Genomic DNA, 26,270 nt, shown 5'->3' with positions numbered 1-26,270 from the left:
CGGGACCGGCCGGTTCAGCAGGCGAAGGGGGTGGTCAGGCTCAGGCCCGAGTACGTGTCCCGCATCGCGATGACGTCACCGTCGCGCAGCTCGGCCCCGTCCTTGTGCGAGCTGATGCAGGAGCCCAGCAGGAGATACACGACCGTGCCGGCCTCGAACAGGCCGCGCCGGTGCAGCAGCAGCCGTTCCAGGACGCGCGGGGAGTAGAGCATCTCCCGCCTGCCGAGGGCCCCGTCGCGCTGCCACACGACCCGGCCGTCCCGGCTGATCGACGCGCTGACGGCGCTGGTCGGCGGCAGTTCCTCCAGTACGGCCTCGGCGGCGACGACCGTCGGCTGGAGCTTCGACAGGTTGGCCAGGTTCCGGCGGGCGTGCCTGAGGCCCGCGTCCGAGAAGTCGTTGGCCAGCGTGAAGCCGAGGTAGACCGGCTCGCCCTGCTTGTTCACGCAGTAGGCGGCGCAGTACTCGACCTCGATGCCGCCGGACGTCAGCGGCACCGGGCTGGTGAGCCGGTCGCCGTCGGTGCGCAGGAGGTCCCCGGTGCCCTTGTAGTAGAAGTCCAGCCGTCCCTTCTCCACCTTCGCCCCGTTCACGACGGAGTGGGTGTAGCCGAAGCTGTAGACGGCGGCCCGTGACCGGTCGGCGGGCAGGAAGGGCACCTGCCCGGCGGGGAGGGGCTGTTCGGGCCGGCCGTCCAGGAACTCCGGCCAGGACAGCCCGCTGTCGGCGTACTCGACGGCGAGTTCGTACGATCCGGCGGTCTTCCGCGTCATGGTGATCACTTCTTCCTGAACACCTTGTACTGGTTTCCGGCGAGGGTCAGGTCGGCGGTCTCGACGAGGTTGTCGGGGAGCGGGCCGCCGCCCGGCAGGTCGCGGACGTCGCTGACCAGGAGGCCGCCCTGGAGCAGGGTGCGCTCCAGCTCGGCGAACGGGACGACCGTGGTGCCGGGGGCGTGCTCGCTGATCGTGAGGTCGTAACCGGTCCGCTTGTTGTAGTGGAAGTGACCGGCGGTCTCGAAGGGCAGCGTGGCGCCGGTGAGGTCCGAACGCACCCGGACGCGCAGGGCCTTGTGGTCGCCGGCCCACTGGAGCACGTGGGGCGTGAGGGCCGGGGAGTGCGTGGCGATGTCGAGACGGGCCTCGGCGAGCAGGGGCACGAGGCGCAGGGAGTCCGGCTTCAGCAGCAGGGTGCGCATCCGCGGGTGCCTCAACTCAGTTGTGAGCTCGACGAGTTCGGACAGGTCGTCGCCGGAGCCGAGCAGCGGGCCGCTCTCGGCGGCGTAGGTCCGCAGCCAGTCCGCGTCGACCTTCCCCCAGTCGGAGATCCGCAGCACCTCCTCCACGCTCAGCTGGAACCGGCCGAACAGGAAGGCCTTGAACGGCTGGTACTGGAGGATGCGGCCGTGGTCGCCGACGATGGAGTAGTCGCCCACCCAGCTGTTGATGAAGGACCGGGTGCCCACGACGCTCGCCAGGCCCAGATAGTCGCTGTTCCAGCCGACCATGGCGTCGCGTCCCACCCATGCGTAGTCCCGCAGGACGACGCCCGGCTGGTCCGTCATGGAGACGGTGCGCGCCCCGATCGAGGGTCGTCCGTACGCGCTGTGGTCCTGGCGCAGCAGCAGGCTGCCGGGGGACAGCCAGGCGCCGTCGCCGATGGTGATGTCGCCGCCCGCGTTGATCCCGCTGCCCTTGCCGAACCGGACGTACCGGCCGATGTCGATGCGGGGTATCTGGTGCGCGGCCAGGGCGTACTGGTGGTCGGCGTGCGGGGCGCTGAAGTAGGCGCCGCCCTCGAAGTGGGTGGGGAGGATCCAGTGCTGCCCGGCACCCTCCTTGACGAGCAGCGGATCGCCCGAGGTGTCCACGGAGAAGTGCTCTTCCGGAAGCCCGAGTTCCGCTCCGAGTTCCCGGAGTGATTTCTCGACGAGCCGACCGAATTCCACCTGCTGCCGCTCGTTTCCGATGCCGGCCGACTGCTTCCGGAGTTCCTTCAGGACCTGGGTGTACCGAACAATCGGGTACGGCTCGGGGCCGGTCCCCACGTCCAGCTTTTCCAGCAGGTTTCCCAGGCTTACTCGCTCTACGGTGGTGCGCGCGTCGAAGTATTCGGACTTGTTCACTGAGTCCCCCTGAAAGGCCCGGGAATGGGTGTCCGGGCACATCGATGGCTGCCACGCTGGCTGTTCAAAACCCTAGGTGACGCCTCAACGGGTCGGCCAACAAGAATTGGTTATTGGTTCAATAATTCCCGCTTATCGGTGGGTCGGTGTAACTAGAAAAGGGCTTGCCAAGATCCCGTCAAGATAGGGTGATGCGCGGACTTCCTGGGCAGGCGGCCTTGTTGGTGAAAATGCAAGCCCCCCACACACCGAGGTAGTTATGTCTCGCAATCTGGATGTCGGTCAGCTGCGTACCCTCGTTACCATTCTGGAAACGGGAGGTTTCCATCGTGCTGCCGAGCGACTTTCGCTCACACAGCCCGCGGTGAGCCAGCACATACGCAAACTCGAATCCCTGCTGAACGGTCCGGTGTTCACCAGTACCGGGCGCCGGCTCCGGCTCAGTCCGCGGGCCGAGGAACTCGCCGGATACGCCCGGCGGATCGTCGCCCTCAACGACGAGGCGGTCGGCCGCGTCAGCGCCGTACCGCGCACCGAGTTACACCTCTCGGTGGGCGTCTCGCAGCAGTTCGAACCCGCCATGCCGGAACTGCTGGCCACGCTCACCCGGCTGCTGCCGGACGCCCGGATCGCCCTGCGCACGGGGCTGAGCGCACCGCTCACCGCCCGTGTCGGCGACGGCGAACTGGACCTCGCGGTGGTCTCCGCGCCGCCGCGCGGCAGCCGGGACCTGTTCCTGGGGCGCGTCCAACTCGCCTGGTTCGGCCGTCACCTGATCGAGGCGGGCGCTCCGCTCCCGCTGGTGCTGTGCGTCGAGCCGTGCAACCTGCGGGTCCATGTGCTGAACTCCGTCGCCCTGGGCGGGGTGCCCTGGAGAAGCGTGTACGAGGGCCCCGATCTGCCCGGCGTCCGGGCGGCGATCCGCGCCGGACTCGGCAACACCTGCCTGCCGGCCAACGCGGACGAACTGTGGGGGCTGCGCAAGGCTCCCGAGGAGTGCTTCCCGCCGGTCGAGCCGGTCGAGGCGTCGCTCGTGCTCGCCCCCAGCGTCGGGCCGCACGTCATCGAGGCGGCCCACCGTGCGGCCCGGGACGCCCTGCGCTGCTTCCCCTTCTCGTACGAGGGCTCGTACAGAATGGCGTCCTGACGCGAGGGAGGTCCTCGTGCGGACTCCAGTCGGGCTGGATGGGGTATACGCGGTGACTCACGGCCGTGTACCCCATCCAGCCCCACACAGGGCGGGTGCGGCTCAGGGCACGTACGACCGTGTGTTGCTCGCCCACAGGGCGCCGCCCTTGCCCGTGCCGCCGGTGGCGGTGTAGACGACGACGTTGCCGTCGTTCTGCATCACCGCGTACGCGCCGGAGTGGCCGTAGGTATGGGTGGACCACAGGGCGGTGCCGGTGCTGGAGTAGACGACCAGGTTGCCGTCGGCCTGCATGTACGCGTAGGCGCCGGAGTGGCCGGAGGTGCCGGTGGACCAGATCGCCTTGCCGTCGCGCTTGCGGTACAGCACGAGGTTGCCGTCCGGCTGCATCGCCAGGCGGGTGTACCGGGCCTGGGCCCACCAGCCGGCCGTGAGCTTCTGGCCGGAGCCGATCGTCGCCGAGTGCACGTTCGTGCCGTCGGCCCACAGCGAGCCGCCCGTGCTCGGGCCGCCGCCGGAGCCGTAGACCACCAGGTTGCCGTCGTCCTGGACCAGGAAGTAGGCGCCGGAGTGGCCGGAGGTGTGGGTCGACCACAGGGCGGTGCCGGTGCTGGAGTAGACGACCAGGTTGCCGTCGGCCTGCATGTACGCGTAGGCGCCGGAGTGGCCGCTGGTGTGGGTCGACCAGATCGCCGGGCCGCTGCCGCTGGTGCCGTTCGTCTTGAGGTACGCGACCAGGTTGCCGTCGCTGCCCATGGTCAGCGTGATGTTCGCGCTGCTCAGCCGGTGGCCGGAGGTGAGCTTCTGGCCGGGCTGGAGGGAGTTGACGCCGGTCGCGCCGAAGGCGAAGGCGGCGGTGCCGTTCGGGGTGCCGAGACCGGTCGGGCCGTCGTAGCCGGTGGCGGCGGTGCACAGGTAGCTCGTGGAGCAGGTGCCGTCGCTGCCCGTGGTGACGTCGTTCAGGGCCGACGTGTGCCCGTAGGCGTACGTCGACGGGTAGCTGTTCGCGGCCGGGGTGCCGGCGAGGGCGTAGGTGGCCGCGACGATGGGCGAGGAGGCGCTGGTGCCGCCGTATACGTTCCAGCCGGCCGAGCCGCCGTAGGTGTCGTAGACGGCGACGCCGGTGGCCGGGTCGGCGACCGCGGAGACGTCCGCGACGGTGCGGTGCGAGCAGCCGGTGTCGGTCTGCCAGGTGGGCTTGGCCTCGTCCGCGGAGCAGCCGGACCCGGTGCCCTCGGTGCTGCTGGTGGACCACACCGACTCGGTCCAGCCGCGGGTGTTGCCCGAGCGGCTGAGCGAGGTGCCGCCGACCGCGGTGACGTAGGGCGAGGAGGCTGGGTACTGGACGCCGTAGCCGCTGTCGCCCGAGCTGACCGTGATGGCGACGCCGGGGTGGTTGAAGTACTGGACGTCGGCGGTGGTCTCGCTCGGGTCCTCGGTGCCGCCGAAGGAGTTGGAGACGTACTTGGCGCCGAGGGCGACGGCCTCGTTCTCGGCGGTGCCGATGTCGCTCGTGCTCGTGGAGGAGGCCTCGACGAGCGTGATGTGGCACTGCGGGCAGACGGCGCTGACCATGTCGAGGTCGAGGGAGATCTCGCCGGCCCAGCCCGCGTCCGCGGTGGGGTACGTGGTGCCGCCGGTCTGGTTCACCTTGTGGAAGCAGCCGTTGGCGGTGGTGCAGGCGGGCAGGCCGTACTGGGCGCGGTAGGCGGCGAGGTCGGACTCCGCGTTCGGGTCGTCCAGGGCGTCGACGATCGCGACGGTCCGGCCCGAACCGGCGCTCGCCGACGGCAGGTTGTAGGCGCTCTGGAGGTCCGCGGGGCCGTAGCCGGACGGCGGGGTGTGCGGGCTCACCGTCAGACGCTGGAGGACATCGGTGCGGGCCTCGGCGAGGCACGCCACGTGGCCCGGCGCGGTGGGGTGGGCGCACAGGTGCTTGGCGTGGGCCGCGCCGCTCGCCGACGGAGCGGCGGAGGCGGCGGCCGTGAGCCAGCCGGTGGACAGCGCGGTGGATATGAGCGCGCTGGTGGACAGGACGGCGGCGGCGGATGCCGCCCGACGTCTCCGTGAGTGCAAGGAAGTGCCCTTCTGATGGTCCGTTGTGATGACTGGGGGGCGGACGAAAAATAGCCACGCCGTTCACCGGGGACAAGGAGAGGGTGGTAAATCCTTGATCATGGTTTCCCCGGTCGGGGCCGGGGAAGCAGCCGGCGCGCGATCTCCGACTGGCGCTCCTCGACCGGGCGGCCGTCCGTCACGTCCCACACGGCGTTCTGCAGCAGCCGGCCCAGCGTCCAGGCGCGGGCCCGCTCCCGGTCGAGGCCGAGGACGTCGGTCATCGCGTCGAAGCGCCAGACGACGTCGGCCGCCTCGAACCGGTTGACCAGCGCGGGCCACAGCTCGAAGCCCGGGTCGCCGGCCAGCGGCTTGGGATCGATGGCGAGCCAGTCGGCGCGGCCGGCCGCGAGCACGTTCTCGAAGTGCAGGTCCCAGTGCAGCAGCCGGTCGCCGGGCTCGGCGACGACCTCCCGTACGGCCGCCGCGCAGTCGGCGACCGTACGGCGGGTCCCGGGGTCGGGGATCCGCGCCAGCGCCCACGGGGTCCGCTCCAGCAGGGCCGCGGCGATGTCGCCGAGCCGGCGCAGCTCGGGCGGTGCGGGGAAGGAGGTCAGCCGGGCGAGCAGCCGGGCGATCACGAGAACGGCGGCGCGGGTGTCGGCCGTCGAGGACAGCATCCGGGAGGCGTCCAGGCGCTCCAGGAGCATGGTCCCGGTGGCCGGATCGTGGTCGAGGAGCCGTACGGCGCCGTCGCCGTCCCAGACCCGCAGCGCGACCGGTTCGCCCTCGGTCTCCTCGTCCGGCAGCTGGAGCTTGAGCACGGCCCGGGTGCCGTCCGCGCCGGTGACGGGCAGGACGAGCGCGCTGACGCCGTTCATGGCCGGCCCGTCGAGCCGCAGCCCCCAGCGGTCCAGGAAGCGGGCCGCCAGCCCGGGCAGCGCGGCGACGAAGGCCCGCCCCGCCGCGCCGTTGTACTTCGCCTGTGCCTCGGCCAGGCCGTCGGGGATGTCGATCACGGACGGGACGATACTGGCGTGCGTGAATCGGCTCATGCGAATCAAGCGGGGCCTCACAGTGGTACGGGCCGCGGTGTGGTCGTGGATCCGCAGCGCACCCGGCACCTACGTGTGGCTGCTGGTCCTGTTCGTCACGACCGTCGCCCTGCACCGCATGTCGCCCGACTTCGAGCAGCACTTCCTGCGCCGGCGCTCGACCAACATCCATGAGCTGTCGCACAACCCGGTGCGGGTGCTGGTGGCGAGCGCGTTCTGGATCGACAGCGGCCACTGGATTCCGTACGCCTTCCTGTACACGGTGTTCCATGCGCCCGCCGAGCGCTGGCTCGGCACGGCCCGCTGGCTCGCGGTGTGCGCGCTGGCGCACGTGTTCGCGACGCTGACCAGCGAGGGCGCCCTGCTGATCGCGATCCGCGACGGCATCGCCCCGCACCGCGCGGTCAACACCCTGGACATCGGGGTGAGTTACGCGCTGGCGGGGGTCATCGCGGTGCTCACGTACCGGATCGCGCCCCCCTGGCGGTACGCGTATCTGCTGGTGGTGCTGGTCATCTACGGGCTGCCGCTGGCCGAGGGGCGGACCTTCACCGATCTGGGCCACTTCGTCTCGGTGCTGATCGGGCTGGCCTGCTGTCCGCTGGTCAGAGGGCGCGGAAAAGCATGGAATCCGAAGGAGACACTGGCCGGGACGAGGGGCTAACGTCCCGGCCATGAGCAGCTCGGCAAGCAGTGCGGCCCCCGGCTTCGCGGGCGGCGTCGTCAACGGCGGGATCTCCTACTGGTACACGGACGACGGCCTCCCGGCCGTACGCGAGCCGCTGTCCGGGGACGCCACGGCCGACGTCGTGATCGTGGGCGGCGGATACACGGGCCTGTGGACGGCCTACTACCTGAAGAAGGCCGCCCCCTTCCTGCGCATCACGGTCCTGGAGCAGAAGTTCTGCGGCTACGGCGCCTCCGGCCGCAACGGCGGCTGGCTCTACAACGGGATCGCGGGCCGCGACCGGTACGCGAAGCTGCACGGCCACGAGGCTGCCGTGCGCCTCCAGAAGGCGATGAACGACACGGTCGCCGAGGTGATCGCGGTGGCCGGGGCCGAGGGCATCGAGGCGGACATCCACCGCGGCGGCGTCCTCGAAGTGGCCACGACACCGGCCCAGTTGGCGCGCCTGAAGGCCTTCCACGCGCACGAGCTGTCGTACGGCGAGACGGACCGGGAGCTGTACGGCGCCCGCGAGACGGCCGAGCGGATCCGGGTCGCGGACGCGGTGGGCTCGGCCTGGACCCCGCACGGGGCCCGGCTGCACCCGGTGAAGCTGGTGAAGGGCCTGGCGGCGACGGTCGAGGCGCTGGGCGTGGTGATCCACGAGTCGACGCCGGTGACGGAGATCCGCCCCAAGCACGCCGTCACGCCCTACGGCACGGTCCGCGCCCCGTACGTGCTGCGCTGCACGGAGGGTTTCACGGCGCGGTTGAAGGGCCAGAAGCGCACCTGGCTCCCCATGAACTCCTCGATGATCGCGACCGAGCCGCTGACCGAGGAGCAGTGGGCGTCGATCGGCTGGGAGGGGCGCGAGACCCTGGGCGACATGGCGCACGCGTACATGTACGCGCAGCGCACGGCCGACGGCCGGATCGCGCTGGGCGGCCGCGGAGTGCCGTACCGCTTCGGCTCGCGCACCGACAACGACGGCCGCACACAGGCGGCGACGGTCGAGGCCCTGCACGAGATCCTGACCCGCTTCTTCCCCTCCCTGGCCGGGGTGCGCGTCGAGCACGCCTGGTCGGGCGTCCTCGGCGTCCCCCGCGACTGGTGCGCCACGGTCACCCTGGACCGCTCGACGGGCCTCGGCTGGGCGGGCGGCTACGTCGGCTCCGGCGTCGCCACGACCAACCTGGCCGCCCGCACCCTGCGCGACCTGGTCCAGCGGGACTCCGGGCAGGGCGGCCGCACCGACCTCACGGACCTGCCCTGGGTGAACCACAAGGTCCGCAAGTGGGAGCCGGAGCCCTTCCGCTGGCTGGGCGTCCACGGCATGTACGCCACCTACCGCACCGCCGACCAGCGCGAACGCCTGCACCCCGGAACCGAGTCCTCCCGTCTGGCGAAGGCGGCGGACCGGGTGGCGGGGCGCCACTGAACCGGTTCCCCAGGGGACGCCGGACGCACCTCGGGCCCGGTCGAGGCCGGGCGGCGGCCGGGGTGAGTGTCAGTGGCGGGGTGCAGCATGGGGGCATGGCGAGGAGAGCGACGGGTGAGGGCGGGAAGCGGGCGAAGGGCGCGCGGCGGCCGGAGGTGCGGCTGCCGCCGCTGACCCCGTGGTCCGGCGGCGGGCTGGAGCCGGACGGGGACTACGACGGGCTGGAGTTCCAGGACGCGGACCTGAGCGGGCAGGACGGCTCGGGCGCCCGCTTCCTGGACTGCGCGCTGACGGCCTGCGCCGTGGACGGTACGGCGCTCGGCCGGGCCAGAGTGCTGGACTCGGTGCTGACGGGGCTGCGCGGGGTCGGCACGCATCTCGCCGAGTCCACGTTCCGGGACGTCGAGGTGGTCGACGCGCGCCTCGGCGGCACCCAGCTGCACGGCGCCGTGCTGGAGCGGGTGGTGGTCCGGGGCGGCAAGATCGACTATCTCAATCTGCGCGAGGCCCGCCTCAGGGACGTCGTCTTCGAGTCCTGTGTGCTGGTCGAGCCGGACTTCGCGGGGGCGAGCCTGGAGCGGGTGGAGTTCGTCGGCTGCGCGCTGAAGGGGGCCGACTTCGGCAGCGCGACGCTGAAGGACGTGGATCTGCGCGGAGCCGCCCCGCTGGAGATCGTCCGCGGCCTGGACCGGCTGTCCGGGGCGGTGGTCAGCACGGGACAACTGCTGGATCTGGCACCGGTGCTGGCGGCGGAGCTGGGGATCAGAGTGGAGTAGTCGTTACGGCGCCATGGTTCACGGCAGACGGGGGAAGCGGGCCTGGAGGGTCCAGATCGCCGGGTTCTCCGCCAGGTCGTCGTGGAGGTCGGTGAGGTCCGCGATCAGATCGTGCAGGAAGTCGCGGGCCTCGCGGCGCAGCTCGGCGTGGCCGAAGCTGAGCGGGGCCTCCTCGGCCGGCATCCAGTCGGCCTCGATGTCCACCCAGCCGAAGCGGCGCTCGAACAGCATCCGGTCGGTGGACTCGGTGAAGTCCAGCTCCGCCTGCTGCGGGCGCGCGGCGCGCGAGCCCATCGGGTCCCGGTCCAGCCGCTCCACGATGTCGCACAGCGCCCACGCGAAGTCCAGCACCGGCACCCATCCCCAGGCTGTGGACAGCTCCCGGTCCGACTCGGTGTCCGCGAGATAGACGTCACCGCAGAACAGGTCGTGCCGCAGCGCGTGGACGTCCGCACGGCGGTAGTCGGTCTGCGGCGGGTCCGGGAACTTGTTGGAGAGGGCGTATCCGATGTCGAGCACGCACCGATGGTGTCACGGGTCCCTGCCCGGCCCTTAATTTCCGGTCCCATAAGTAAGACCGGTGCCCCATAGGATCGCTGCCGTGCCCCGTTCCGTACGCCTCGCCGTGGCCGTCCCGGCCGCCGCGGCCCTGCTCACCTTCAGCCTGGCTCTTACCGGAACGGCGGCCGAAGGCGGTCTGCACGGCACCCCGGGCAGCCCGGGCGTGCACGACCCGTACTTCCCGCAGGCCGGCAACGGCGGCTACCACGTGGAGCACTACGCCCTCACCCTCGACTACACCCCCTCCGGCCACCGGCTCACCGGTACGGCGGTCATCACCGCCCGCGCCCTCCAGGACCTGTCCGCCTTCGACCTGGACCTCGCCGGACTGCACGTCGACTCGGTCACCGTCGAGGGCAGGAGGGCCCCCTTCGGCCGGTCAGGGCAGGAGCTGACCGTCCGCCCGCACACCGACCTGAACGCGGGCGAGACGTTCCGCACGACCGTGCGCTACTCGGGCGTCCCGCGCACCCTCACCGACCCCGACGGCTCCAAGGAGGGCTGGCTGCCCACCGCCGACGGCGCTCTCGGCCTCGGCGAGCCCGTCGGCTCCATGGCCTGGTTCCCCGGCAACCACCACCCCTCCGACAAGGCGGCCTACGACATCACCGTCACCGTCCCGAAGGGCCTCCAGGCCGTCTCCAACGGCGAGTTGGCGGGCCAGAGCACCCGGGGCGGCCGCACGTCGTACCACTGGCACACCGCCCAGCCCATGGCGAGCTATCTGGCCACGGTCGCCGTCGGCCACTTCACCCTCACCCGCACCACCGGCCCGCACGGGCTGCCGATTCTCACCGCCGTCGCCCCGGACCAGGCGAAGGACAGCGCGGACGTGATCGCGCGGCTGCCCGGCATAGTCAAGTGGGAGGAGGACACCTTCGGGCCGTTCCCCTTCTCCTCCGTCGGCGCGATCGTCGCCGGGGAGGGCGCCGCCGGATACGCCCTGGAGACCCAGAACCGGCCGACCTTCCCCGGCGCCCCGGACACCGGGACGGTCGTGCACGAACTGGCCCACCAGTGGTACGGCGACTCGGTCACCCCGAAGTCCTGGCAGGACATGTGGCTCAACGAGGGCTTCGCCACCTACGCCCAGTGGCTGTGGCAGGAGGACCACGACGGCGACTCGGCCCAGAAGATCTTCACCGACCTCTACGACGGCGACGACGACAGTATCTGGGCCTATCCGCCCGCGAAGCCGTCCGGCGCCGCCCACATCTCCGACAGCCCCGTGTACGAGCGCGGCGCGATGGTCCTGCACAAGATCCGCCAGAAGGTCGGCGACAAGGGCTTCTTCGCCCTCCTGCGCAGCTGGCCCGCCTCCCACCGGTTCGGCAGCGCCGACACCGCCGACTTCACCGCGTACGTGGAGAAGCAGTTCCCCGGCACGGACTTCACCGAGATCTGGAAGGACTGGCTGTACGGCAACGGCAAACCGGCCCACGCCTGACGCCTCGCCACTCCGGGCCCGACCGCCTCAGGGGCCCGACTGCCTCAGGGGTGGAGCGCCTTGCGCAGGACGGCGCAGGGGCGGCCGTGGGTGCGGTCCGTGCGGTCGGCGAGGTGGACGTAGCCGAGGGCGGTCCAGAAGGCCAGGGCCCTCGGGTTGGCGGCCAGGACGGCGAGGCGTACCGCCGTGCGGCCCTGGGCGCGGAAGCGTTCCTCCACGGCGGTCGCGAGGGCACGGCCGTGGCCCCTGCCCTGTGCGTCCGCGTGCACCATCAGCAGGCCGATCCACGGGTCCGGGTCGGCGGGGTCGGGATGGCGGGCGAGAGTGACCGCGATGCCGACGAGGCGTTCGCCGGCGGCGGTGCGTGCCGTCAGCGCCTCGGCGCCCGGCGTGGCCAGTTCCTCGGCGAGTACGGCTGCGACCTGGTCCGGGCGGACGTCGTCCGGGTCGGGGAAGTCGCCGCTGATCCGGTGGAAGGCCCGGTTGGACGCGAACAGCCCGGTCAGTTCGGCCAGCAGCGGGGCCGGCAACTCCTGGTCGGGAGGCAGGGGTTCGAGGAGCATCCGGGGAATCTACCGCCGGAACCCACCGCCCGGCGGGCACACCCCCCCGGTACGGCTCCCGGTGCGGCGGGGGCCCCGCGCCGCGGCCGTGTGCGCCGTGGCTCGGGGCCCCGCTCGGCGGTGCGGCGTCCGTCAGACGTTGACGCCGAAGTCCTGGGCGATGCCGACCAGGCCCGAGGCGTAGCCCTGGCCCACCGCGCGGAACTTCCACTCCGCGCCGTTGCGGTACAGCTCGCCGAAGACCATGGCCGTCTCGGTGGCGGCGTCCTCGGAGAGGTCGTAGCGCGCGATCTCGGCGCCGCCGGCCTGGTTCACGATGCGGATGTACGCGTTGCGGACCTGGCCGAAGTTCTGGCCGCGGTTCTCCGCGTCGTAGATGGAGACCGGGAAGACGACCTTGTCGATGTCGGCCGGGAGCGCGGCCAGGTTGACGTTGATGGCCTCGTCGTCGCCCTCGCCCTGGCCGGTGGTGTTGTCACCGGTGTGGACGATCGAGTTGTCCGGCGTCTGCTTGTTGTTGAAGAAGACGAAGTGGGCGTCCGAGTAGACCTTGCCCTGTGCGTTGACCGCGATGGCGGAGGCGTCCAGGTCGAAGTCCGTGCCGGTGGTGGTGCGGACGTCCCAGCCGAGGCCCACGGTGACGGCGGTCAGGCCCGGAGCCTCCTTGGTGAGCGAGACGTTGCCACCCTTGGACAGGCTTACAGCCATTCTTGGGAGTCCCTTCCTTTGGTTCGGTACGGCGGAAAAGGTACAGCTACCCCTACCAACGCCGAGGGAGCCCGGGAAGGTTCCAGCTCGCTTTACTTTCTTTACTTCCCGTCCCCGGTTCCACCGCCGCGGGTATTTCGGGTGACGTGGACGGGCCGGTCGCGCGACCATGGTGGGCATGTCCGGTCCCTACCTCATCCGTGGCTCCGTCTCCCTTCCCGAGGCCGAGCTGATGTGGCGTTTCTCCAGGTCGTCGGGGCCCGGCGGACAGCACGTCAACACCAGTGACTCGCAGGTGGAGCTGCGCTTCGACCTCGCGCGCACCGAGGCACTGCCCCCGGTGTGGAAGGAGAGGGCGTTGCAGCGGCTGGCCGGCCGGCTCGTCGACGGAGTCGTCACCGTCCGCTCCTCCGAGCACCGCTCCCAGTGGCGCAACCGCGAGGCCGCCGCCGTACGCCTCGCCGCGCTCCTCGCGGAGGCCAGCGCGCCCCCGCCCAAGCCCCGCAGACCGACCCGCATCCCGCGCGGTATCAACGAACGCCGGCTGCGGGAGAAGAAGCAGCGCGCGGACACCAAGCGCGGCCGCTCGGGCCGGGACTGGAGCTGAGTCCGTCACACTTCCGGGCCGCCGTACGTCAGGGTCGTGAAGACCCTGTAAGGCGACGGAGAGGCCGGCACCACCGATGAGCGAGCACGACGCGCACCAGCACCAGGACGACACCGGCGGCAACGGCGGCCTCGACGTCCTCGCCGAGCGGTTCGAGGCGTACCGGGGGCATCTGCGGGCCGTGGCCTTCCGGATGCTGGGCTCGGCCGCGGAGGCCGAGGACGCGGTGCAGGAGACCTGGTTCCGGCTGAGCCGGTCCGACACGAGCGAGGTGGCCAACCTCGGGGGCTGGCTGACGACCGTCGTCGGCCGGGTCTGCCTCGACCTGCTCCGCTCCCGCCGCACCCGGGGCGAGCAGCCCCTGGACACCTGGGAACCGGTGGCCTCCGCCACACAGGACCCGGCACAGGACCCCGCACAGGACGCCCTGCTGGCCGACTCGGTCGGCTCGGCCCTGCTGGTTGTTCTTGACCAGCTCAACCCGGCCGAACGGCTGGCGTTCGTGCTGCACGACCTGTTCGGGGTGCCGTTCGAGGAGGTCGGCGGCGTCCTCGGGCGCACCCCGGCCGCCGCGCGGCAGCTGGCCAGCCGGGGCCGGCGCCGGGTGCGGGGCGCGGATGCGCCGGAGACCGACCTGGTACGGCAGCGCGCGGTGGTCGACGCCTTTCTGGCGGCGGCGCGGGACGGCGACTTCGAGGGGCTGCTGGCCGTCCTCGACCCGGACGTCCTGGCCCGCGGCGAGGCCGGTACGACCATCGGCGCGACCGGGGTGGCCTCCGGCGCGAAGAGCTTCGCCCGCCTGGCCGCCGAGTCCCGTCCGGCCTTGGTCGACGGCGCCACGGGCCTGGTCCGCTACGTCGACGACCGTCTGGAGCGCGCGCTGACCTTCACCTTCGTCGCCGACCGCATCGCCACGATCGACATCGTCACGGACCCGACCCGCCTCGCGGAGCTGACGATCGAACCGGCGGGGGTGTGACAGCCGCGGGCTCTGCCACGGTCCGGCGGGGGTGTGACGGCCCGCGGCTCCGCCGTCATCCGGCGGGGGCGTGACGGCCGTCGGCTCTGTGACGGTCCGGCGGGGGTGTGACAGCCGCGGGCTCTGCCACGGTCCGGCGGGGGCGTGACGGCCCGCGGCTCCGCCGTCATCCGGCGGGGGTGTGACGGCCGTCGGCTCTGTGACGGTCCGGCGGGGGTGTGACAGCCGCGGGCTCTGCCACGGTCCGGCGGGGGTGTGACGGCCCGCGGCTCCGCCGTCACCCGGCGGGGGTGTGACGGCCGTCGGCTCTGTGACCGTCCGGCGGGGGTGTGACAGCCGCGGGCTCTGCCACGGTCCGGCGGGGGCGTGACGGCCCGCGGCTCCGCCGTCATCCGGCGGGGGCGTGACAGCTGCCGGCTCTGTGACTGTCCGGCGGGGGCGTGGCAACCCGCGGCTCTGGCGCCAACCGGCCGGGTGCCTGACAGCCCGCGGGGGCGCCGCCCGCTGCCCGACGGTGGTGGCTCCGCCGCCCGCTGCCCGACGGGTCGGTGCCGGGCTCAGCCCAACTGTCGGTACCGGCCCCGGAAGTACAGCAGCGGCCCGCCCTCGGCGCTCGGCACCTGTGCCGTGAGCACGCGGCCGATGACGAGGGTATGATCCCCGGCGCTCACCCGCTGCTCGGTGCGGCACTCCAGCGTGGCCAGCGCACCGCCCACCAGGGGCGCGCCGGTCACCTCGCCGCGGTCGTAGGGGATGTCCGCGAAGAGCAGCCGGTCGCTGATGCGGCCCTTCATCGCGAAGCGCCCGGCGATGTGCCGCTGGCTCTCGGTGAGCACCGACACGGCCCACAGGGGCTGTTCGGCCAGCAGGTCGTCCATCCGGGAGCCCTCGCGCAGGCTGACGAGGACGAGCGGCGGGTCGAGGGAGACCGACAGGAAGGCGGTGGCGGTCATGCCGACGTCCTCCACGCCCGGCGCGTCCGGGTCGTCCGGGTCGAGCGGCGGTTCCTGCGCGGTCACCAGGACCACGCCCGCGGCCAGCCGGGACATCGCGGCCCGGAACTCGTCGTTGCTCACCCCCTCAGCATGCCCGGAAGCGGTGAGGGTGGCGGGAGAGGCAGTCTTCAGCACGCCTGGAACGCTAGTCTCCGCCCTGCACGGGCCACATCGGGCCTCCGCCCGAGCCGGGTCCTAGGACCAGGGGACGACCATGCGGCACTTATGGGCATCATCTGCGCACGCCCGCAAAGCTTGCGTTCAGTATTCGCACGTGCCAAATGCAGAAACTCCACTCAATTGTTCACGTTCACCTGTGACTTGAGTCACAAGGGGCAAGAATTGTTGACCCTGTGTACCGAGTGAGCAGCGCGCTGTGATTCAGTGGCGTGGAAGCTGAGACAACCCTTGATTCGCTGCGACGTCGCGGGGGGAGGGCGAGCATGGAGACTGAGTCGGAGCCGTATGTCCGTCTCGCGTCCCTGCGGCAGCTCCACCAGGTCATGGCCGACATGAACACGGCGCGCAGCCTGGCGGACACCTTGCAGACGGTCGCCGACGGCGTCGTACAGGCCCTCGGATACGAGCTGGCGTGCGTGAACCTCGTGCGCCAGGACGGCGACCTCGTCGTCGCCGCCCTCGCCGGGAACTCCGCCGCCGAGGCCCTGATCACCGGCCGCGTCGGCTCCCGCGAGTCCTGGGACCGCCGGCTGCACATGGGCGAGCGCTGGGGCGACCTGATCTTCATACCGCACACCGAGGGCTGGGTGCTGGACGACGACGACGTCCCCCAGTGGTACACCGACGGCCCCGCGCCCCGCTTCGAGGACGAGTGGCACCCCTCGGACCGCCTCTTCGCCCCCATGTACACACCGGGCGTGCAGGGCGGCTCCTGCGGCGAGCTGCTCGGCGTCCTGTCCGTCGACCGGCCGCGCAACGGCCGCCACCCGGGCGCCTGGGGCCGCGAGGCCCTGCAGATGTACGCCTTCCAGGCCGCCATCGCCATCAGCAACGCCCGGCTGCGCGCCAACATGCAGCGCGCCCTGGTCCGCCTGGAGCGCGAGCAGCAGGCCCTGCGCGCAAGCGAGGAATCCTTCCGGCAGGCCTTCGAGTACGCCCCCTCCGGCATGGCCATCGCCGAGATGGGCGGCGACCAGCACGGCCGCATCCTGCGCACCAACGACGCCCTGTGCCGCCTGCTGGGCCGCCCGGCCTCCGCGATGCGCCGCTACTCCTTCTCCGACCTCGTCCACCCAGATGACATCGGCACGCTGCTGCGGACCTCCGCCGAGGGCGGCCGCGCGGAGCTGCGCCTCGGCCGCCGCGACGGCACGTACGTCTGGGTCTCCCTGCGCAACTCCGTCGTCGCCGACGCCGCCGACGGCCCCCGCTTCCTCCTCACCCACGTCGAGGACATAGAGGAGCGCAAGCGCCGCGAGCTGCAGCTCGCCCACCGCGCCTCGCACGACTCGCTGACCGGCCTGCCGAACTCCGCCGAGCTGCGCTCGCGCCTGTCGGCCCGCCTCTGTCATCGCCCCTCCCAGCCCGGCGACCTGGAATCCCTGGACGCGGCCTACGGCCTCCCCGTCTTCGACGCCCCGGGCAGCCACGGCGGCAGCCACGGCGGTTTCGACTTCCGGCCGGGCACGGAGGGCTACGACGCCTTCGACCACCACGTGCACACGGTCGCGCCCGAGGAGGGCCGCGACGACGGCACCAAGGGCCTCGCGGTGCTCTTCTGCGACCTCGACGGCTTCAAGTCGATCAACGACCGTTTCGGCCACAACGCCGGCGACGCGGTCCTCATCGAGGTCGCCCGGCGCCTCACCCGCGGTGTCCGGGACGGCGACACGGTCGCCCGCCTCGGCGGCGACGAGTTCGTGATCCTCGCCGACGGCCTCGGCCGGGCCGACGCCCAGGACCTCGCCGTACGGCTGCGCAACGAGATCATCCAGCCGATCCGGGCCGAGGGCCGGGCCATGCGGGTGGGCGCGAGTTTCGGCATCGGGTGGGCACACTGCGGCATGACCGCGGACGAGGTGTTGAAGTCAGCCGACGAGCGGATGTACGTAGAGAAACGATCTCGTCCCAAACAGCACCGACGCGCGGGATGATCCGCAGGTCAGCGAGTTGATGCGGTTCGAGCCACCCGTTTGGCTCAGTGAGAGCGGGTAGGCTCGCTCATCCATGCCCCCTATCGCATCCGCCCGCACCTGCTGAGGAGTACCAGGGATGACGCCCGGCGACAACGGCGCGAGCACGCCCGAGGAAGACGACCCCTTCGGCTATCTGTACGCCGACGGCCAGGCCAGAGGAGCCCAGCCGCCGTCCGGCGGTTACGGCTACCCGAACTCGGTCAGCAGGGTGCGTGCCGTCGGCGAGCGCCAGTACGGCCAGCAGCAGCCGCCCGCCTACGGCCAGGTGCCGCAGCAGGGCGGCTACGGCCAGCCGAACACCCACTACCAGGCCCCGGAGACCCTCCCGGGCGGCCCCGCCTCCACCACCCGCACCCCCCAGCCGGCCCCGCCGCGCCGCGGCCCCAACACCAAGGGCCTGCTGATCGGCGCCATCGCGGTCGTCGCGGCGGTCGTCATCGGCATCAGCGTCGCGATGCTGAACGGCAACTCCTCGGACAACAAGGCGGGCGGCGGCGCCTCCGACGCGCCGTCCGCCTCGCAGAGCTCCCAGCCCAGCCAGTCGGCGAGCAGCAGCGCGTCGGGGGACCTGCCGAAGACCGACGCGAAGGACCTCCAGCTGGGCGGCGGCGCGTCCGCGGCCTCGGCCGTCAAGGGGGCGTCAGCGGCCGGCGGGACCTATGTGGCGGGCTTCAACCAGGTCGGATCCTCGGTCACCTGGACCGTCAACGGCATCCCCGATGCCGGCAAATACAGCGTCTACATCGGTTACAGCGTTCCCGGCAAGGACGCCACCGCCACCCTCACGGTCAACGGGACGGCTTCCGATTCGCCGGTCGGCCTGAAGAACTGGTCGCACGGCGCGGCGGGCAGCTACGAGAAGGGCTGGACGAAGACCTACAGCTGGGTCCAGCTCAACAAGGGCTCGAACACCATCAAGCTCTCGTGCGAGCAGGGCGACCAGTGCGACGCCCTCATCGACCAGATGTGGCTGGTGAAGGGCTGGGTCAACTCCGGCGGCTGAGCCCCGAAGCGGTGCGGCGACCTCGGCAGCCGCCGAGGTCGCCACATCCGCTGTCAAGGCCGCGGCACTACTGCGCGTAGACCTCGATCCCCGTAGCGGTGCCATGGAGGTTGTCCGAGTAGGTGCCCGGCTTCAGCGTGAGCAGCTTGGTGCCGATGGCGCAGCCGGTGCCGGGGGTGATGGCCCAGAACACGATGCGGTAGGGCGTCTGGTTCGAGACGGACCGGGCGGGGTTGATGGGATCGCAGCCCGGCGTTTCGGAGTAGACGGTCCTGGTGCCGGTCCTGTTCGTCCCCGACCAGCCGCAGACCTTCCCCTTCGGGCAGGTGTTGGGATCGGCCGCCGCGGCCGGTGTGGCAGAGACGCCGGCCAGCAAGGCACCGGCCACGGCCACCGTCGTCAGGCTCTTCTTGAGCACGCTCATATAAGGCTCCCCCTATGTCCATCGCTGCTGGTCGACGCAGCGAACCGGCGATCATGGGATCATCCGGCCGACGTGAAGGGAAGGGCGTTTTTCGGCCAAACTTTCGACTAGGTCTTCACGTCGCCGTCACCGACACCCGCGCCAGGAGTTTCTCGTAGGCCGCGTGGTCGAACTCGCCCGCCGCGGCCGCCCGTACCGTCGCCGCCGACAGCGCGACCGCGCGGGTGAGGCGGTCCGGCCAGGGGAGTTGGTCGACGAGCCCCGACAGCAGGCCCGCCACCGCCGAGTCGCCGGCGCCCGTCGGGTTGCCGTGTTCGGGGTCGGGCGGGACCGCGTGCCAGCGGCCCTCCGGGGTGACGGCCAGGAGGCCCTGCGGGCCGAGGGAGGCGACGACCGCGTGGGCGCCGCGCCGGCGGGCGTCCTGTGTGGCGCGCAACGGCTCGTGGGAGCCGGTCAGTTCGGCCAGTTCGTCGGCGTTCGGCTTGACGATGTCGGGGCGGGCGGCGACTGCCCGGCGCAGCGGCTCGCCGCTGGTGTCCAGCAGCACCGGCACACCGTGGGAGCGGGCGTCGCGCACGAGGTTCGCGTAGGCGCCGACCGGCACGCCCGGCGGCAGGCTGCCGCACAGGGCCACCGCCGAGGCGCCGGGCAGCAACTCCTCGTAGCGGTCGAGGAAGGTGCCCCATTCGGTGGGGCTGATCTGGGGGCCCGGCTCGTTCAACTGGGTCGTGTCGCCCGACAGTTCGTCCACGACGGCGATCGTGCGCCGCGTCGCCCCGGCGGCCGGGAGCAGCGCGTCCGTCAGCCGGGGAACGGCGGAGAGCCGCTCGCGCACGGCCCGCCCGGTGCCGCCGCCCGCGAAGCCCGTGACCGTCACCTCGTGCCCCAGCGCGGCCAGCACCCGGGCCACGTTCACGCCCTTGCCGCCCGGCCGCTCGATGACCTCCGAGACCCGGTGCGAGGCGTGCGGCCGCAGCGACCGGACGCGATAGGTCAGGTCGAGAGCGGTGTTCAGCGTGACCGTGAGGATCATCCGGGCCGCCTCCCTCGAAGTTCCCCGCGCCTGTCGTCGCGCCCGTCATCGTCCGCCGGGGCCCGATCATGCCAAAGAGTCGGCGGCCGGCCCAGTCAGGAGTCGGCCGCCGTTCGGGGAAAAGACGGGCAGATCACGCCAGTTGGGGCGGTACCACCACCCATTCGCCGCGCCTCATCACACCCTTGAGGGCGAAGTCGGCGTCGAACACGACCAGGTCCGCGTCCTTGCCGGGCTCCAGCGAGCCGATGCGGTCGGACAGGCCGAGCAGCCGGGCCGGGTTGACGGACAGGGCCGTCACCGCGTCCTCGACGGACAGCCGGTCGATCGTCACCGCCCGCTGGAACGCGCGGTCCAGGGTCAGTGTGGAGCCCGCGATCGAACCGCCGTGCACCAGCCGGGCCACGCCCTCGCTGACCTCGACCTCCAGCGGGCCGAGCAGGTAGCGGCCGTCACCGGCGCCGGCCGCGTCCATCGCGTCCGTGATGAAGGCGACGCGGGAGGCGCCCGCGTGGTGGAAGGCCAGCTCCAGGGCGGCGGGGTGGAGGTGCGTGCCGTCGTTGATCAGCTCGACCGTGACCCGCTCGTCCTCCAGCAGGGCCGTGATCGGGCCGGGGGAGCGGTGGCCGACCGGGGGCATCGCGTTGAAGAGGTGGGTGGCGACCGTGGCGCCCGCGTCGATCGCCTCGACCGTCTGCTCGTACGTCGCGTCCGTGTGTCCGACGGCCGCGATCACGCCGTGCTCGGCGAGGAGCCGCACGGAGTCGACGCCGCCGGGCAGTTCGGTGGCGAGGGTGACCATCTTCGCCTTGCCGCGTGCCGCGTCGATCAGCTTGCGGACCTCGGCCGGGTCCGGGTCGCGCAGCAGCTCCTCGGAGTGCGCGCCCTTGCGGCACGGCGAGATGAACGGCCCCTCGAAGTGGATGCCGGCGATCTCGCCCTGCTCGGCCAGCTCGCTCAGCAGCCCGGCCTGCGTCGCCAGCAGGTCCATCTCGTCGGTGACGGTGGAGGCCACCAGGGTGGTGGTGCCGTGGGTGCGGTGGGCGTGGACGGCCCTGAGGATGTCCTCGGCCGTGCCGGAGAAGGAGGCTCCGCCGCCGCCGTGGTTGTGGATGTCCACGAAGCCGGGGAGGACCCAGTGGCCGGTGAGGTCGACGGCCCGGGCGCTCTCGGCGGCCGTCGCCGTGATCTTCGTACCCTCCACGGACACGCGCCCGTCGTCCACCACTCCGCCGGGCAGCACCACCCGAGCACCTGTGAGAACCAAGCTGGGAGCCATCAGGCGCCTACCTCCGGAGTCGTAGAAGCGGTGGTGGTGAGCAGGTCGCGGGCCAGCAGGCCCGCGCCCAGGCAGCCCGCCGTGTCGCCGAGGGCGGCGGGGACGACGGCCGGCAGTCTCTGGAAGGTGACCCGGCGCCGGACGGCGTCGCGCAGCGGTGAGAACAACACTTCCCCCGCCTCGGCCAGACCGCCACCGATGATCAGCGTGCCCGGGTCCAGCAGGGTGAGCGCGGTGACCAGGCCGTCGGCCAGGGCGTCCACCGCCCGCTGCCAGACCCGGACGGCGTTCGGGTCGCCGGACGCGACGGCCTTCGCGCAGTCGGCCGCGTCCGCGTCCGGGTCCCCGCAGGCCGCCGCCCAGGCCTCGCTGACGGCGGACGCGGAGGCGTACCGCTCCAGGCAGCCGTGCTGCCCGCAGGGGCAGGGGGTGCCGGAGGGCCGTACGACGATGTGGCCGATCTCGCCGGCGAAGCCGTGCGCGCCCGCCTCGACCCGGCCGTCGATGCCGATGGCGCCCGCGATCCCGGTGCCGAGCGGCACGAACAGGAACCGGTCGGCGCCCTTGCCCGCGCCGATCCGGCCCTCGGCGAGCCCGCCGGTGCGCACGTCGTGCCCGAGGGCGACGGGGATGCCGAGCCGCTCGGCGAGCAGGGCGCGCAGGGGTACGTCGCGCCAGCCGAGGTTGGCGGCGTAGGCGGCGATGCCGCGCTCCTCGTCGACGATGCCGGGGACCGCGATGCCGGCGGCGCGCGCGGGGGTGCCGTAGTGCTCGACGCCGTACGCGCGCAGTTCGGCGGCGAAGTCGAGGATCGTCGCCACCACCGCGTCCGGTCCGCGCTCGCGGCCGGTGGCGCGGCGGGCGCGGTGGAGCAGCTCGCCGTCGTCGCCGACGAGGGCGGCCTTCATCCCGGTACCGCCCACGTCGAGGGCGATGACATGTCTCACCACGGCCCTAGTGTGGCCCTCGTACCCGCGAGAGGTCTAGTCCACTCACGTGGTGTAGACCTTATGTGTCCATATATTGAACGGTCAGACGGCAGGGTTGGGGCGTTGAGGGTGCGTCGGGGTACGGCAGGAACGGTCGCGGTAGTGTCTGCCATGGGCATGACAGTGCTCTTGGGGGGCTGCGGGAGCACGGGTTCGTCCGGCGTGACCCTGAGACTCGTCGCCGCCGACTACGGAGACTCCCCCGCGAACAGCTCCAAGAAGTACTGGGACAGCGTTGTCCAGGCGTACGAGGCCCAGCACTCCGGGGTGAAGGTCGAGGTCAGCGTCTACTCCTGGAACGACGTCGACGCCAAGGTGAAGGCGATGGTGGCCGACGGCCACGCTCCCGATCTCGCCCAGATCGGCGCCTACGCCGACTACGCCGCCGCCGGCAAGCTCTACCCGGCCTCCGACCTGCTCTCCATCCGCACGCAGGCCGACTTCCTCTCCCAGCTCTCCGACGCGGGGCAGTGGAACCACACGCAGTACGGCATCCCCTTCGGGGCCTCCACGCGCGTGCTCTTCTACAACAAGACCCTCTTCGCCAAGGCCGGCATCACCACCCCGCCCACCACCTGGGACGAGCTGGCCTCGGACGCCAAGGCGCTCAAGGACAAGGGCGTGACGTACCCGGTCGCGCTGCCGCTCGGGCCCGAGGAGGCGCAGGCGGAGACGATGCAGTGGCTGCTGAGCGGGTCCGGCTCCGAGAACGGCGGCAACGGCTACACCGACGACGTCGGCACCTACACCATCGACTCCGCGCAGAACGTGGACACCTTCACCTGGCTCAAGGACGACCTGGTCGGCAAGGGCCTGACGGGGCCGGTCGCGCCCGGCAGGCTCAACCGCGCGGACGCCTTCGCCGCGTTCGCGAACGGCCAGGTCGGCATGCTCAACGGGCACCCCACGCTGATCCAGCAGGCACAGCAGAAGGGCGTGCAGTTCGGGATGGTGCCGATGCCGGGGCGCACCGGTAAGCCGCGGGCCGCGATGGGCGTGGCCGACTGGATGATGGCGTTCAAGCAGAACGGCCACCGCGACCGGATCGGCGACTTCCTGAACTTCGTGTACAACGAGAAGAACGTCCTGGCCTTCTCCCGCGACTACGGGCTGCTGCCGGTCACGGGCTCCGCCTCGACGGCGATGAGCGAGTCGGACGCCGCCCCCGACAAGGCCCTGCACCCCTTCCTGGAGCAGCTGCCCACCTCCGAGCTGTACCCGGTCGGCAAGACGTCCTGGGCGGCGGTCGCCGCGGCCGTGAAGCAGAACATCGGCCAGGCCGTCGCCCCCAACGGCGACCCCTCCGGCGTCCTCACCCGGCTCCAGGCGACGGCCACGGCGGCGGACAGCAGCGCCAAGAACTGAGCGCTACGGTGACTCCATGGAACTGGGCACCCGGGAAAAGTCGATCCTCGCCCTGGAGCGCCGGAGCTTCGCCGGCCCCGGCGCTAAGGAACGGGCCATCCGCGAGGAACTCGACCTGGCCCCGGTCCGCTACTACCAACTCCTGAACGCCCTCCTGGACGACGAGCGCGCCCTGGCCCACGACCCGGTGACGGTCAACCGCCTGCGCCGAGTCCGCGACCAGCACCGCTCGTCCCGCTGACTTCTGCCCACCCACCCGCCGGACTCGGTCGGCCGAGAGGTGAGGGGCGTGGGGCTGTGTCTGACATGCGGCTGCCGCCGCGTGGGCGCGACCAGTCACGACGGACCCGCGGTCGCGTGCGGTCCTGGCAGGCTCGGCGGGTGGGCGAGGCGGGGTGCCTTTCCGGCCGACCGAGTCGGGATGGGGGTCCCCCCGCGCGAGCGCAGCCGAGCGTGGGGGAGGGTGGGCGAGGCGGGGGCCAGGGACGGAGCCCGTGGCGGGGTCTGGGGCCGAGTCCCAGGAGTGAGGGCGGGCCGAGCTGGATAGTGTCGGTCCATGGACCCTCTGCCGACCCCGCAGACCCAGCTCGGCCGGGACGGACTCGCCGCTCTGCTCGCGAAGCCGCGCACCGCGATCGTCGGTCTCGACTTCGACGGCACCCTCGCCCCCATCGTCGCCGACCCCGAGCAGGCCCGCGCCCACCCCGACGCCGTACCGGCCCTCGCCCGGCTCGCCCCCAAGGTCGCCTCCATCGCCGTGATCACCGGCCGCCCCGCCGGCGTCGCCGTCCGCTACGGCGGCTTCGCCGGTGTCCCGGGACTGGACCACCTCACCGTCCTCGGCCACTACGGCGCCGAACGCTGGGACGCCGTCACCGGCACGGTCACCGCCCCCGCCCCGCACCCCGGCGTCGCCGCCGTCCGCGCCGAGCTGCCCGGCGTCCTGGACCGCGCCGGTGCCTGGCCCGGCACCTGGATCGAGGAGAAGGGGCGGGCCGTCGCCGTGCACACCCGCCGCGCCACCGACCCGGAGTCCGCCTTCGAGGCCCTGCGCGCCCCCCTCACCGACCTCGCCGCCCGCCACGGCCTGGTCGTCGAACCCGGCCGCCTGGTCCTGGAACTGCGCCCGCCCGGCATGGACAAGGGCGTCGCCCTCGCCGAGCACGTCCGCAGGACCGGCGCCGGCCCGGTCCTCTACGCCGGCGACGACCTCGGCGACCTGCCCGCCTACGCCACCGTCGAACGCCTCCGCGCCGACGGCGTCCCCGGCCTGCTGGTGTGCAGCGGCAGCACGGAGGTCACGGAACTGGCGGAGCGGGCCGACATGGTCGTCGACGGCCCCGCCGGTGTCGTACACCTGCTGCGCGCCCTCGCCGACCAGCTGGGCTCCGATCAGCCGGGTGCCGATCAGCCGGGCTGAAGCTCCTCCAGCGCCCGCAGCTGGTCCATGAACCACTGGGCCGGAGGCAGCGCGGTGGCCGCCGCCGCCAGTCTCTTGGCGCGCTCCGCCCGCTCCTCCGGCCGCAGCGACAGCGCCTCGTGCAGGGCGCGCGCGGTCTCCAGCACGTCGTAGGGGTTCACCGTGAACGCGTCCGCGCGCAGCTCCTCGTACGCCCCGGCCTCCCGCGACAGCACCAGCGCGCAGCCCTCCTCGGAGAGCACCGGCACCTCCTTGGCGACCAGGTTCATGCCGTCCCGGATCGGGTTGACCAGAGCCACGTCGGCGAGGCGGTACGCGGCCAGCGAGCGCGCGAAGTCGTCCTTGACGTGGAGCACGACCGGGGTCCATCCGGGCGTCCCGTAGCGGGAGTTGATGTCGTCCGCGACCCGCCGCACCTCGGCCGTGTAGTCCCGGTACACCGCGAGGTCCTGCCGGGACGGGTACGCGAACGCCACGTGGACGACGTTCTCGCGCCACTCGGGGTGGTCGTCCAGCAGCTGCCGGTACGCCAGCAGCCCGCGCACGATGTTCTTGGACAGCTCGGTGCGGTCGACGCGCACGATGGTCCTGCGCCCCGCGCCGATCTCCGCCCGCAGCGCGGCCATCCGTTCGGTCACGTCCGGCCGGTGCGCCCGCTCGCGCAGGAAGTCCGCGTCCGCGCCGAGCCCGTGCACCCCGATCGCCGTACCCGAGAGGCTGTCCGGACCCAGCACCGCCGTGCAGCACGCCGTGAACGCGTCCGCCCAGCGCCGGGTCAGGAAGGCCGTCCGGTCCGCGCCCAGCATGCCGTGCAGCAGCGCGGCGGCGATGTCGTCGGGCAGCAGGCGGAAGTAGTCCGGCGGGGCCCAGGGGGTGTGCGAGAAGTGGCCGATGCGCAGGTCGGGGCGGAGCGCGCGGAGCATGCCGGGCGCGAGGCACAGGTGGTAGTCCTGCACCAGCACGGCCGCCCCCTCGGCGGCCTCCTCGGCCAGCGCCTCGGCGAACGCGCGGTTGTAGGCCTCGTACGACGCCCACTGCCGGTGGAACTCCGCGTCGAAGACCGGTTCCAGCGGGGTCTGGTACAGCATGTGGTGGACGAACCAGAGCACGGAGTTCGCGATGCCGTTGTACGCGTCGGCGTGCACGGCCGGGTCGACGTCCAGCATCCGCACCCGCTGCCCGCCGGTGTCCTCGGCCGGCAGCAGCCCGCCGCCCGCCCGCCGTACGGCCTCCCGGTCGCCGTCGCCGAGCGCCGCGCACACCCATACGGCACGGGCGTCCGGGCCGATGGCCGACAGCCCCGAGACCAGCCCCCCGCCGCCCCGCCTGGCCCGCAGCGAACCGCCCTCGCCGTCCGCGTCGAGCGTGTACGAAACCGGGCCGCGATTGGACGCGACCAACACCTCGGCACCGTGCGTGGAAGCCATGGTCCTCAACCTAGCCCGGCCCGGAAACGCTCAAACGTACGGCCACGCACG

Annotated in this window: 25 protein-coding genes; 12 read left to right on the top strand and 13 right to left on the bottom strand. The window is 72.1% G+C overall.

Annotated features, from left to right (window positions below; translation table 11 throughout):
- Positions 1 to 14: 14 nt before the first annotated feature.
- Both ACFC8N_RS09400 and ACFC8N_RS09395 read right to left on the bottom strand, forming a co-directional pair.
- Positions 15 to 773: a hypothetical protein gene (locus tag ACFC8N_RS09400; protein ID WP_356020331.1), complete on the bottom strand. Its 759-nt coding sequence runs from the start codon at positions 771 to 773 to the stop codon at positions 15 to 17.
- Between the two features lie 5 nt (positions 774 to 778).
- The gene (locus ACFC8N_RS09395) at positions 779 to 2,125 is read right to left on the bottom strand and encodes an acyltransferase (RefSeq protein WP_376287665.1); all 1,347 of its coding nucleotides are present in this window, start codon (positions 2,123 to 2,125) and stop codon (positions 779 to 781) included.
- Between the two features lie 259 nt (positions 2,126 to 2,384).
- On the opposite strand from ACFC8N_RS09395, the gene ACFC8N_RS09390 reads away from it, so the two are divergent.
- Complete coding sequence (locus ACFC8N_RS09390) at positions 2,385 to 3,272, top strand: LysR family transcriptional regulator (protein WP_356020326.1); 888 nt, start codon at positions 2,385 to 2,387, stop codon at positions 3,270 to 3,272.
- A gap of 102 nt (positions 3,273 to 3,374) precedes the next feature.
- On the opposite strand, the gene ACFC8N_RS09385 is transcribed toward ACFC8N_RS09390, so the two are convergent.
- Entirely contained in the window at positions 3,375 to 5,348 is a 1,974-nt protein-coding gene (locus ACFC8N_RS09385; RefSeq protein ID WP_376287663.1) for a hypothetical protein, read from the bottom strand.
- A 98-nt stretch (positions 5,349 to 5,446) separates the two neighbouring features.
- Positions 5,447 to 6,382, bottom strand: coding sequence for an aminoglycoside phosphotransferase family protein (locus ACFC8N_RS09380; protein ID WP_376287661.1), 936 nt, complete (start codon positions 6,380 to 6,382; stop codon positions 5,447 to 5,449).
- Here ACFC8N_RS09380 and ACFC8N_RS09375 point away from each other — a divergent pair.
- From ACFC8N_RS09375 to ACFC8N_RS09365, 3 genes are all read left to right on the top strand, one after another.
- A complete protein-coding gene (locus tag ACFC8N_RS09375; protein ID WP_376287660.1) occupies positions 6,381 to 7,046 on the top strand; it encodes a rhomboid-like protein in 666 nt (221 codons plus the stop codon). The genes ACFC8N_RS09380 and ACFC8N_RS09375 overlap by 2 nt on opposite strands.
- A 10-nt stretch (positions 7,047 to 7,056) precedes the next feature.
- Positions 7,057 to 8,487 (top strand): NAD(P)/FAD-dependent oxidoreductase, encoded by a 1,431-nt coding sequence (locus ACFC8N_RS09370; protein WP_376287658.1) that lies wholly within the window; start codon positions 7,057 to 7,059, stop codon positions 8,485 to 8,487.
- 95 nt (positions 8,488 to 8,582) lie between these two features.
- Entirely contained in the window at positions 8,583 to 9,263 is a 681-nt protein-coding gene (locus ACFC8N_RS09365; protein WP_356020317.1) for a pentapeptide repeat-containing protein, read from the top strand.
- Between the two features lie 18 nt (positions 9,264 to 9,281).
- On the opposite strand, the gene ACFC8N_RS09360 is transcribed toward ACFC8N_RS09365, so the two are convergent.
- Positions 9,282 to 9,782, bottom strand: a complete 501-nt coding sequence (locus ACFC8N_RS09360) for a hypothetical protein (protein ID WP_356020314.1) — start codon at positions 9,780 to 9,782, stop codon at positions 9,282 to 9,284.
- A gap of 82 nt (positions 9,783 to 9,864) precedes the next feature.
- Between ACFC8N_RS09360 and ACFC8N_RS09355 the strand changes: the two genes are divergently transcribed.
- Positions 9,865 to 11,271: a M1 family metallopeptidase gene (locus ACFC8N_RS09355; RefSeq protein WP_376287656.1), complete on the top strand. Its 1,407-nt coding sequence runs from the start codon at positions 9,865 to 9,867 to the stop codon at positions 11,269 to 11,271.
- Positions 11,272 to 11,315: 44 nt separating this feature from the next.
- Here ACFC8N_RS09355 and ACFC8N_RS09350 read toward each other — a convergent pair whose 3' ends face one another.
- On the bottom strand, positions 11,316 to 11,834 hold the full coding sequence (locus ACFC8N_RS09350; RefSeq protein WP_356020310.1) for a GNAT family N-acetyltransferase: 519 nt from the start codon (positions 11,832 to 11,834) through the stop codon (positions 11,316 to 11,318).
- A gap of 132 nt (positions 11,835 to 11,966) precedes the next feature.
- Entirely contained in the window at positions 11,967 to 12,542 is a 576-nt protein-coding gene (locus ACFC8N_RS09345) for a TerD family protein (RefSeq protein ID WP_356020308.1), read from the bottom strand.
- A gap of 169 nt (positions 12,543 to 12,711) precedes the next feature.
- On the opposite strand from ACFC8N_RS09345, the gene arfB reads away from it, so the two are divergent.
- A complete protein-coding gene (gene arfB, locus ACFC8N_RS09340; RefSeq protein WP_356020305.1) occupies positions 12,712 to 13,149 on the top strand; it encodes an alternative ribosome rescue aminoacyl-tRNA hydrolase ArfB in 438 nt (145 codons plus the stop codon).
- A 76-nt stretch (positions 13,150 to 13,225) separates the two neighbouring features.
- A complete protein-coding gene (locus ACFC8N_RS09335; protein WP_376287653.1) occupies positions 13,226 to 14,128 on the top strand; it encodes a sigma-70 family RNA polymerase sigma factor in 903 nt (300 codons plus the stop codon).
- A gap of 557 nt (positions 14,129 to 14,685) precedes the next feature.
- On the opposite strand, the gene ACFC8N_RS09330 is transcribed toward ACFC8N_RS09335, so the two are convergent.
- Positions 14,686 to 15,258: a flavin reductase family protein gene (locus ACFC8N_RS09330; RefSeq protein WP_376287651.1), complete on the bottom strand. Its 573-nt coding sequence runs from the start codon at positions 15,256 to 15,258 to the stop codon at positions 14,686 to 14,688.
- Between the two features lie 308 nt (positions 15,259 to 15,566).
- Between ACFC8N_RS09330 and cdgB the strand changes: the two genes are divergently transcribed.
- Together cdgB and ACFC8N_RS09320 are read left to right on the top strand one after the other, a co-directional pair.
- Positions 15,567 to 17,237: a diguanylate cyclase CdgB gene (gene cdgB / locus ACFC8N_RS09325; RefSeq protein WP_356020298.1), complete on the top strand. Its 1,671-nt coding sequence runs from the start codon at positions 15,567 to 15,569 to the stop codon at positions 17,235 to 17,237.
- Positions 17,238 to 17,355: 118 nt separating this feature from the next.
- Positions 17,356 to 18,282, top strand: coding sequence for a CBM35 domain-containing protein (locus ACFC8N_RS09320; protein WP_376287649.1), 927 nt, complete (start codon positions 17,356 to 17,358; stop codon positions 18,280 to 18,282).
- 67 nt (positions 18,283 to 18,349) lie between these two features.
- Here the strand turns inward: ACFC8N_RS09320 and ACFC8N_RS09315 are convergent, their stop codons facing one another.
- From ACFC8N_RS09315 to ACFC8N_RS09300, 4 genes are all read right to left on the bottom strand, one after another.
- Positions 18,350 to 18,706 carry a peptidase inhibitor family I36 protein gene (locus ACFC8N_RS09315; RefSeq protein ID WP_356020294.1) on the bottom strand — a complete coding sequence of 119 codons (357 nt, stop codon included), beginning with the start codon at positions 18,704 to 18,706 and terminating at the stop codon, positions 18,350 to 18,352.
- Positions 18,707 to 18,821: 115 nt separating this feature from the next.
- Positions 18,822 to 19,739, bottom strand: a complete 918-nt coding sequence (locus tag ACFC8N_RS09310) for a 1-phosphofructokinase family hexose kinase (RefSeq protein WP_376287646.1) — start codon at positions 19,737 to 19,739, stop codon at positions 18,822 to 18,824.
- A gap of 133 nt (positions 19,740 to 19,872) precedes the next feature.
- Positions 19,873 to 21,018, bottom strand: a complete 1,146-nt coding sequence (gene nagA / locus ACFC8N_RS09305) for an N-acetylglucosamine-6-phosphate deacetylase (protein WP_356020290.1) — start codon at positions 21,016 to 21,018, stop codon at positions 19,873 to 19,875.
- Positions 21,018 to 21,965: an ROK family protein gene (locus ACFC8N_RS09300; protein WP_376287750.1), complete on the bottom strand. Its 948-nt coding sequence runs from the start codon at positions 21,963 to 21,965 to the stop codon at positions 21,018 to 21,020. Before ACFC8N_RS09300 ends, nagA begins: the two co-directional genes overlap by 1 nt.
- Before the next feature lie 153 nt (positions 21,966 to 22,118).
- Here ACFC8N_RS09300 and ACFC8N_RS09295 point away from each other — a divergent pair, with 153 nt between their 5' ends.
- The 3 genes from ACFC8N_RS09295 to otsB all read left to right on the top strand — a co-directional run bounded on the left by ACFC8N_RS09295 (position 22,119) and on the right by otsB (position 24,792).
- On the top strand, positions 22,119 to 23,372 hold the full coding sequence (locus tag ACFC8N_RS09295) for an extracellular solute-binding protein (protein ID WP_376287644.1): 1,254 nt from the start codon (positions 22,119 to 22,121) through the stop codon (positions 23,370 to 23,372).
- Between the two features lie 16 nt (positions 23,373 to 23,388).
- Positions 23,389 to 23,613 (top strand): DUF3263 domain-containing protein, encoded by a 225-nt coding sequence (locus ACFC8N_RS09290; RefSeq protein WP_356020285.1) that lies wholly within the window; start codon positions 23,389 to 23,391, stop codon positions 23,611 to 23,613.
- A 315-nt stretch (positions 23,614 to 23,928) separates the two neighbouring features.
- Positions 23,929 to 24,792 carry a trehalose-phosphatase gene (gene otsB / locus ACFC8N_RS09285; RefSeq protein WP_376287642.1) on the top strand — a complete coding sequence of 288 codons (864 nt, stop codon included), beginning with the start codon at positions 23,929 to 23,931 and terminating at the stop codon, positions 24,790 to 24,792.
- Here otsB and ACFC8N_RS09280 read toward each other — a convergent pair.
- On the bottom strand, positions 24,780 to 26,219 hold the full coding sequence (locus tag ACFC8N_RS09280) for a trehalose-6-phosphate synthase (protein ID WP_376287640.1): 1,440 nt from the start codon (positions 26,217 to 26,219) through the stop codon (positions 24,780 to 24,782). The genes otsB and ACFC8N_RS09280 overlap by 13 nt on opposite strands.
- Positions 26,220 to 26,270: the final 51 nt, after the last annotated feature.

Origin of the sequence: Streptomyces sp. NPDC055966, from assembly GCF_042269865.1 — a bacterium.
Taxonomy (GTDB): domain Bacteria; phylum Actinomycetota; class Actinomycetes; order Streptomycetales; family Streptomycetaceae; genus Streptomyces.
Note: the sequence above shows the minus strand (reverse complement) of the source record. Positions and strands in the feature narration are given on the sequence as shown.

What these genes read in the sequence shown, in the direction of transcription:
- ACFC8N_RS09400 (WP_356020331.1), bottom strand. Translation starts at nt 773, where the DNA reads ATGACGCGGAAGACCGCCGGATCGTACGAACTCGCCGTCGAGTACGCC.
- ACFC8N_RS09390 (WP_356020326.1), top strand. Translation starts at nt 2,385, where the DNA reads ATGTCTCGCAATCTGGATGTCGGTCAGCTGCGTACCCTCGTTACCATT.
- ACFC8N_RS09375 (WP_376287660.1), top strand. Translation starts at nt 6,381, where the DNA reads ATGCGAATCAAGCGGGGCCTCACAGTGGTACGGGCCGCGGTGTGGTCG.
- ACFC8N_RS09380 (WP_376287661.1), bottom strand. Translation starts at nt 6,382, where the DNA reads ATGAGCCGATTCACGCACGCCAGTATCGTCCCGTCCGTGATCGACATC.
- ACFC8N_RS09370 (WP_376287658.1), top strand. Translation starts at nt 7,057, where the DNA reads ATGAGCAGCTCGGCAAGCAGTGCGGCCCCCGGCTTCGCGGGCGGCGTC.
- ACFC8N_RS09365 (WP_356020317.1), top strand. Translation starts at nt 8,583, where the DNA reads ATGGCGAGGAGAGCGACGGGTGAGGGCGGGAAGCGGGCGAAGGGCGCG.
- ACFC8N_RS09350 (WP_356020310.1), bottom strand. Translation starts at nt 11,834, where the DNA reads ATGCTCCTCGAACCCCTGCCTCCCGACCAGGAGTTGCCGGCCCCGCTG.
- ACFC8N_RS09345 (WP_356020308.1), bottom strand. Translation starts at nt 12,542, where the DNA reads ATGGCTGTAAGCCTGTCCAAGGGTGGCAACGTCTCGCTCACCAAGGAG.
- arfB (WP_356020305.1), top strand. Translation starts at nt 12,712, where the DNA reads ATGGTGGGCATGTCCGGTCCCTACCTCATCCGTGGCTCCGTCTCCCTT.
- ACFC8N_RS09335 (WP_376287653.1), top strand. Translation starts at nt 13,226, where the DNA reads ATGAGCGAGCACGACGCGCACCAGCACCAGGACGACACCGGCGGCAAC.
- cdgB (WP_356020298.1), top strand. Translation starts at nt 15,567, where the DNA reads ATGGAGACTGAGTCGGAGCCGTATGTCCGTCTCGCGTCCCTGCGGCAG.
- ACFC8N_RS09320 (WP_376287649.1), top strand. Translation starts at nt 17,356, where the DNA reads ATGACGCCCGGCGACAACGGCGCGAGCACGCCCGAGGAAGACGACCCC.
- ACFC8N_RS09315 (WP_356020294.1), bottom strand. Translation starts at nt 18,706, where the DNA reads ATGAGCGTGCTCAAGAAGAGCCTGACGACGGTGGCCGTGGCCGGTGCC.
- ACFC8N_RS09310 (WP_376287646.1), bottom strand. Translation starts at nt 19,739, where the DNA reads ATGATCCTCACGGTCACGCTGAACACCGCTCTCGACCTGACCTATCGC.
- nagA (WP_356020290.1), bottom strand. Translation starts at nt 21,018, where the DNA reads ATGGCTCCCAGCTTGGTTCTCACAGGTGCTCGGGTGGTGCTGCCCGGC.
- ACFC8N_RS09295 (WP_376287644.1), top strand. Translation starts at nt 22,119, where the DNA reads ATGGGCATGACAGTGCTCTTGGGGGGCTGCGGGAGCACGGGTTCGTCC.
- ACFC8N_RS09290 (WP_356020285.1), top strand. Translation starts at nt 23,389, where the DNA reads ATGGAACTGGGCACCCGGGAAAAGTCGATCCTCGCCCTGGAGCGCCGG.
- otsB (WP_376287642.1), top strand. Translation starts at nt 23,929, where the DNA reads ATGGACCCTCTGCCGACCCCGCAGACCCAGCTCGGCCGGGACGGACTC.
- ACFC8N_RS09280 (WP_376287640.1), bottom strand. Translation starts at nt 26,219, where the DNA reads ATGGCTTCCACGCACGGTGCCGAGGTGTTGGTCGCGTCCAATCGCGGC.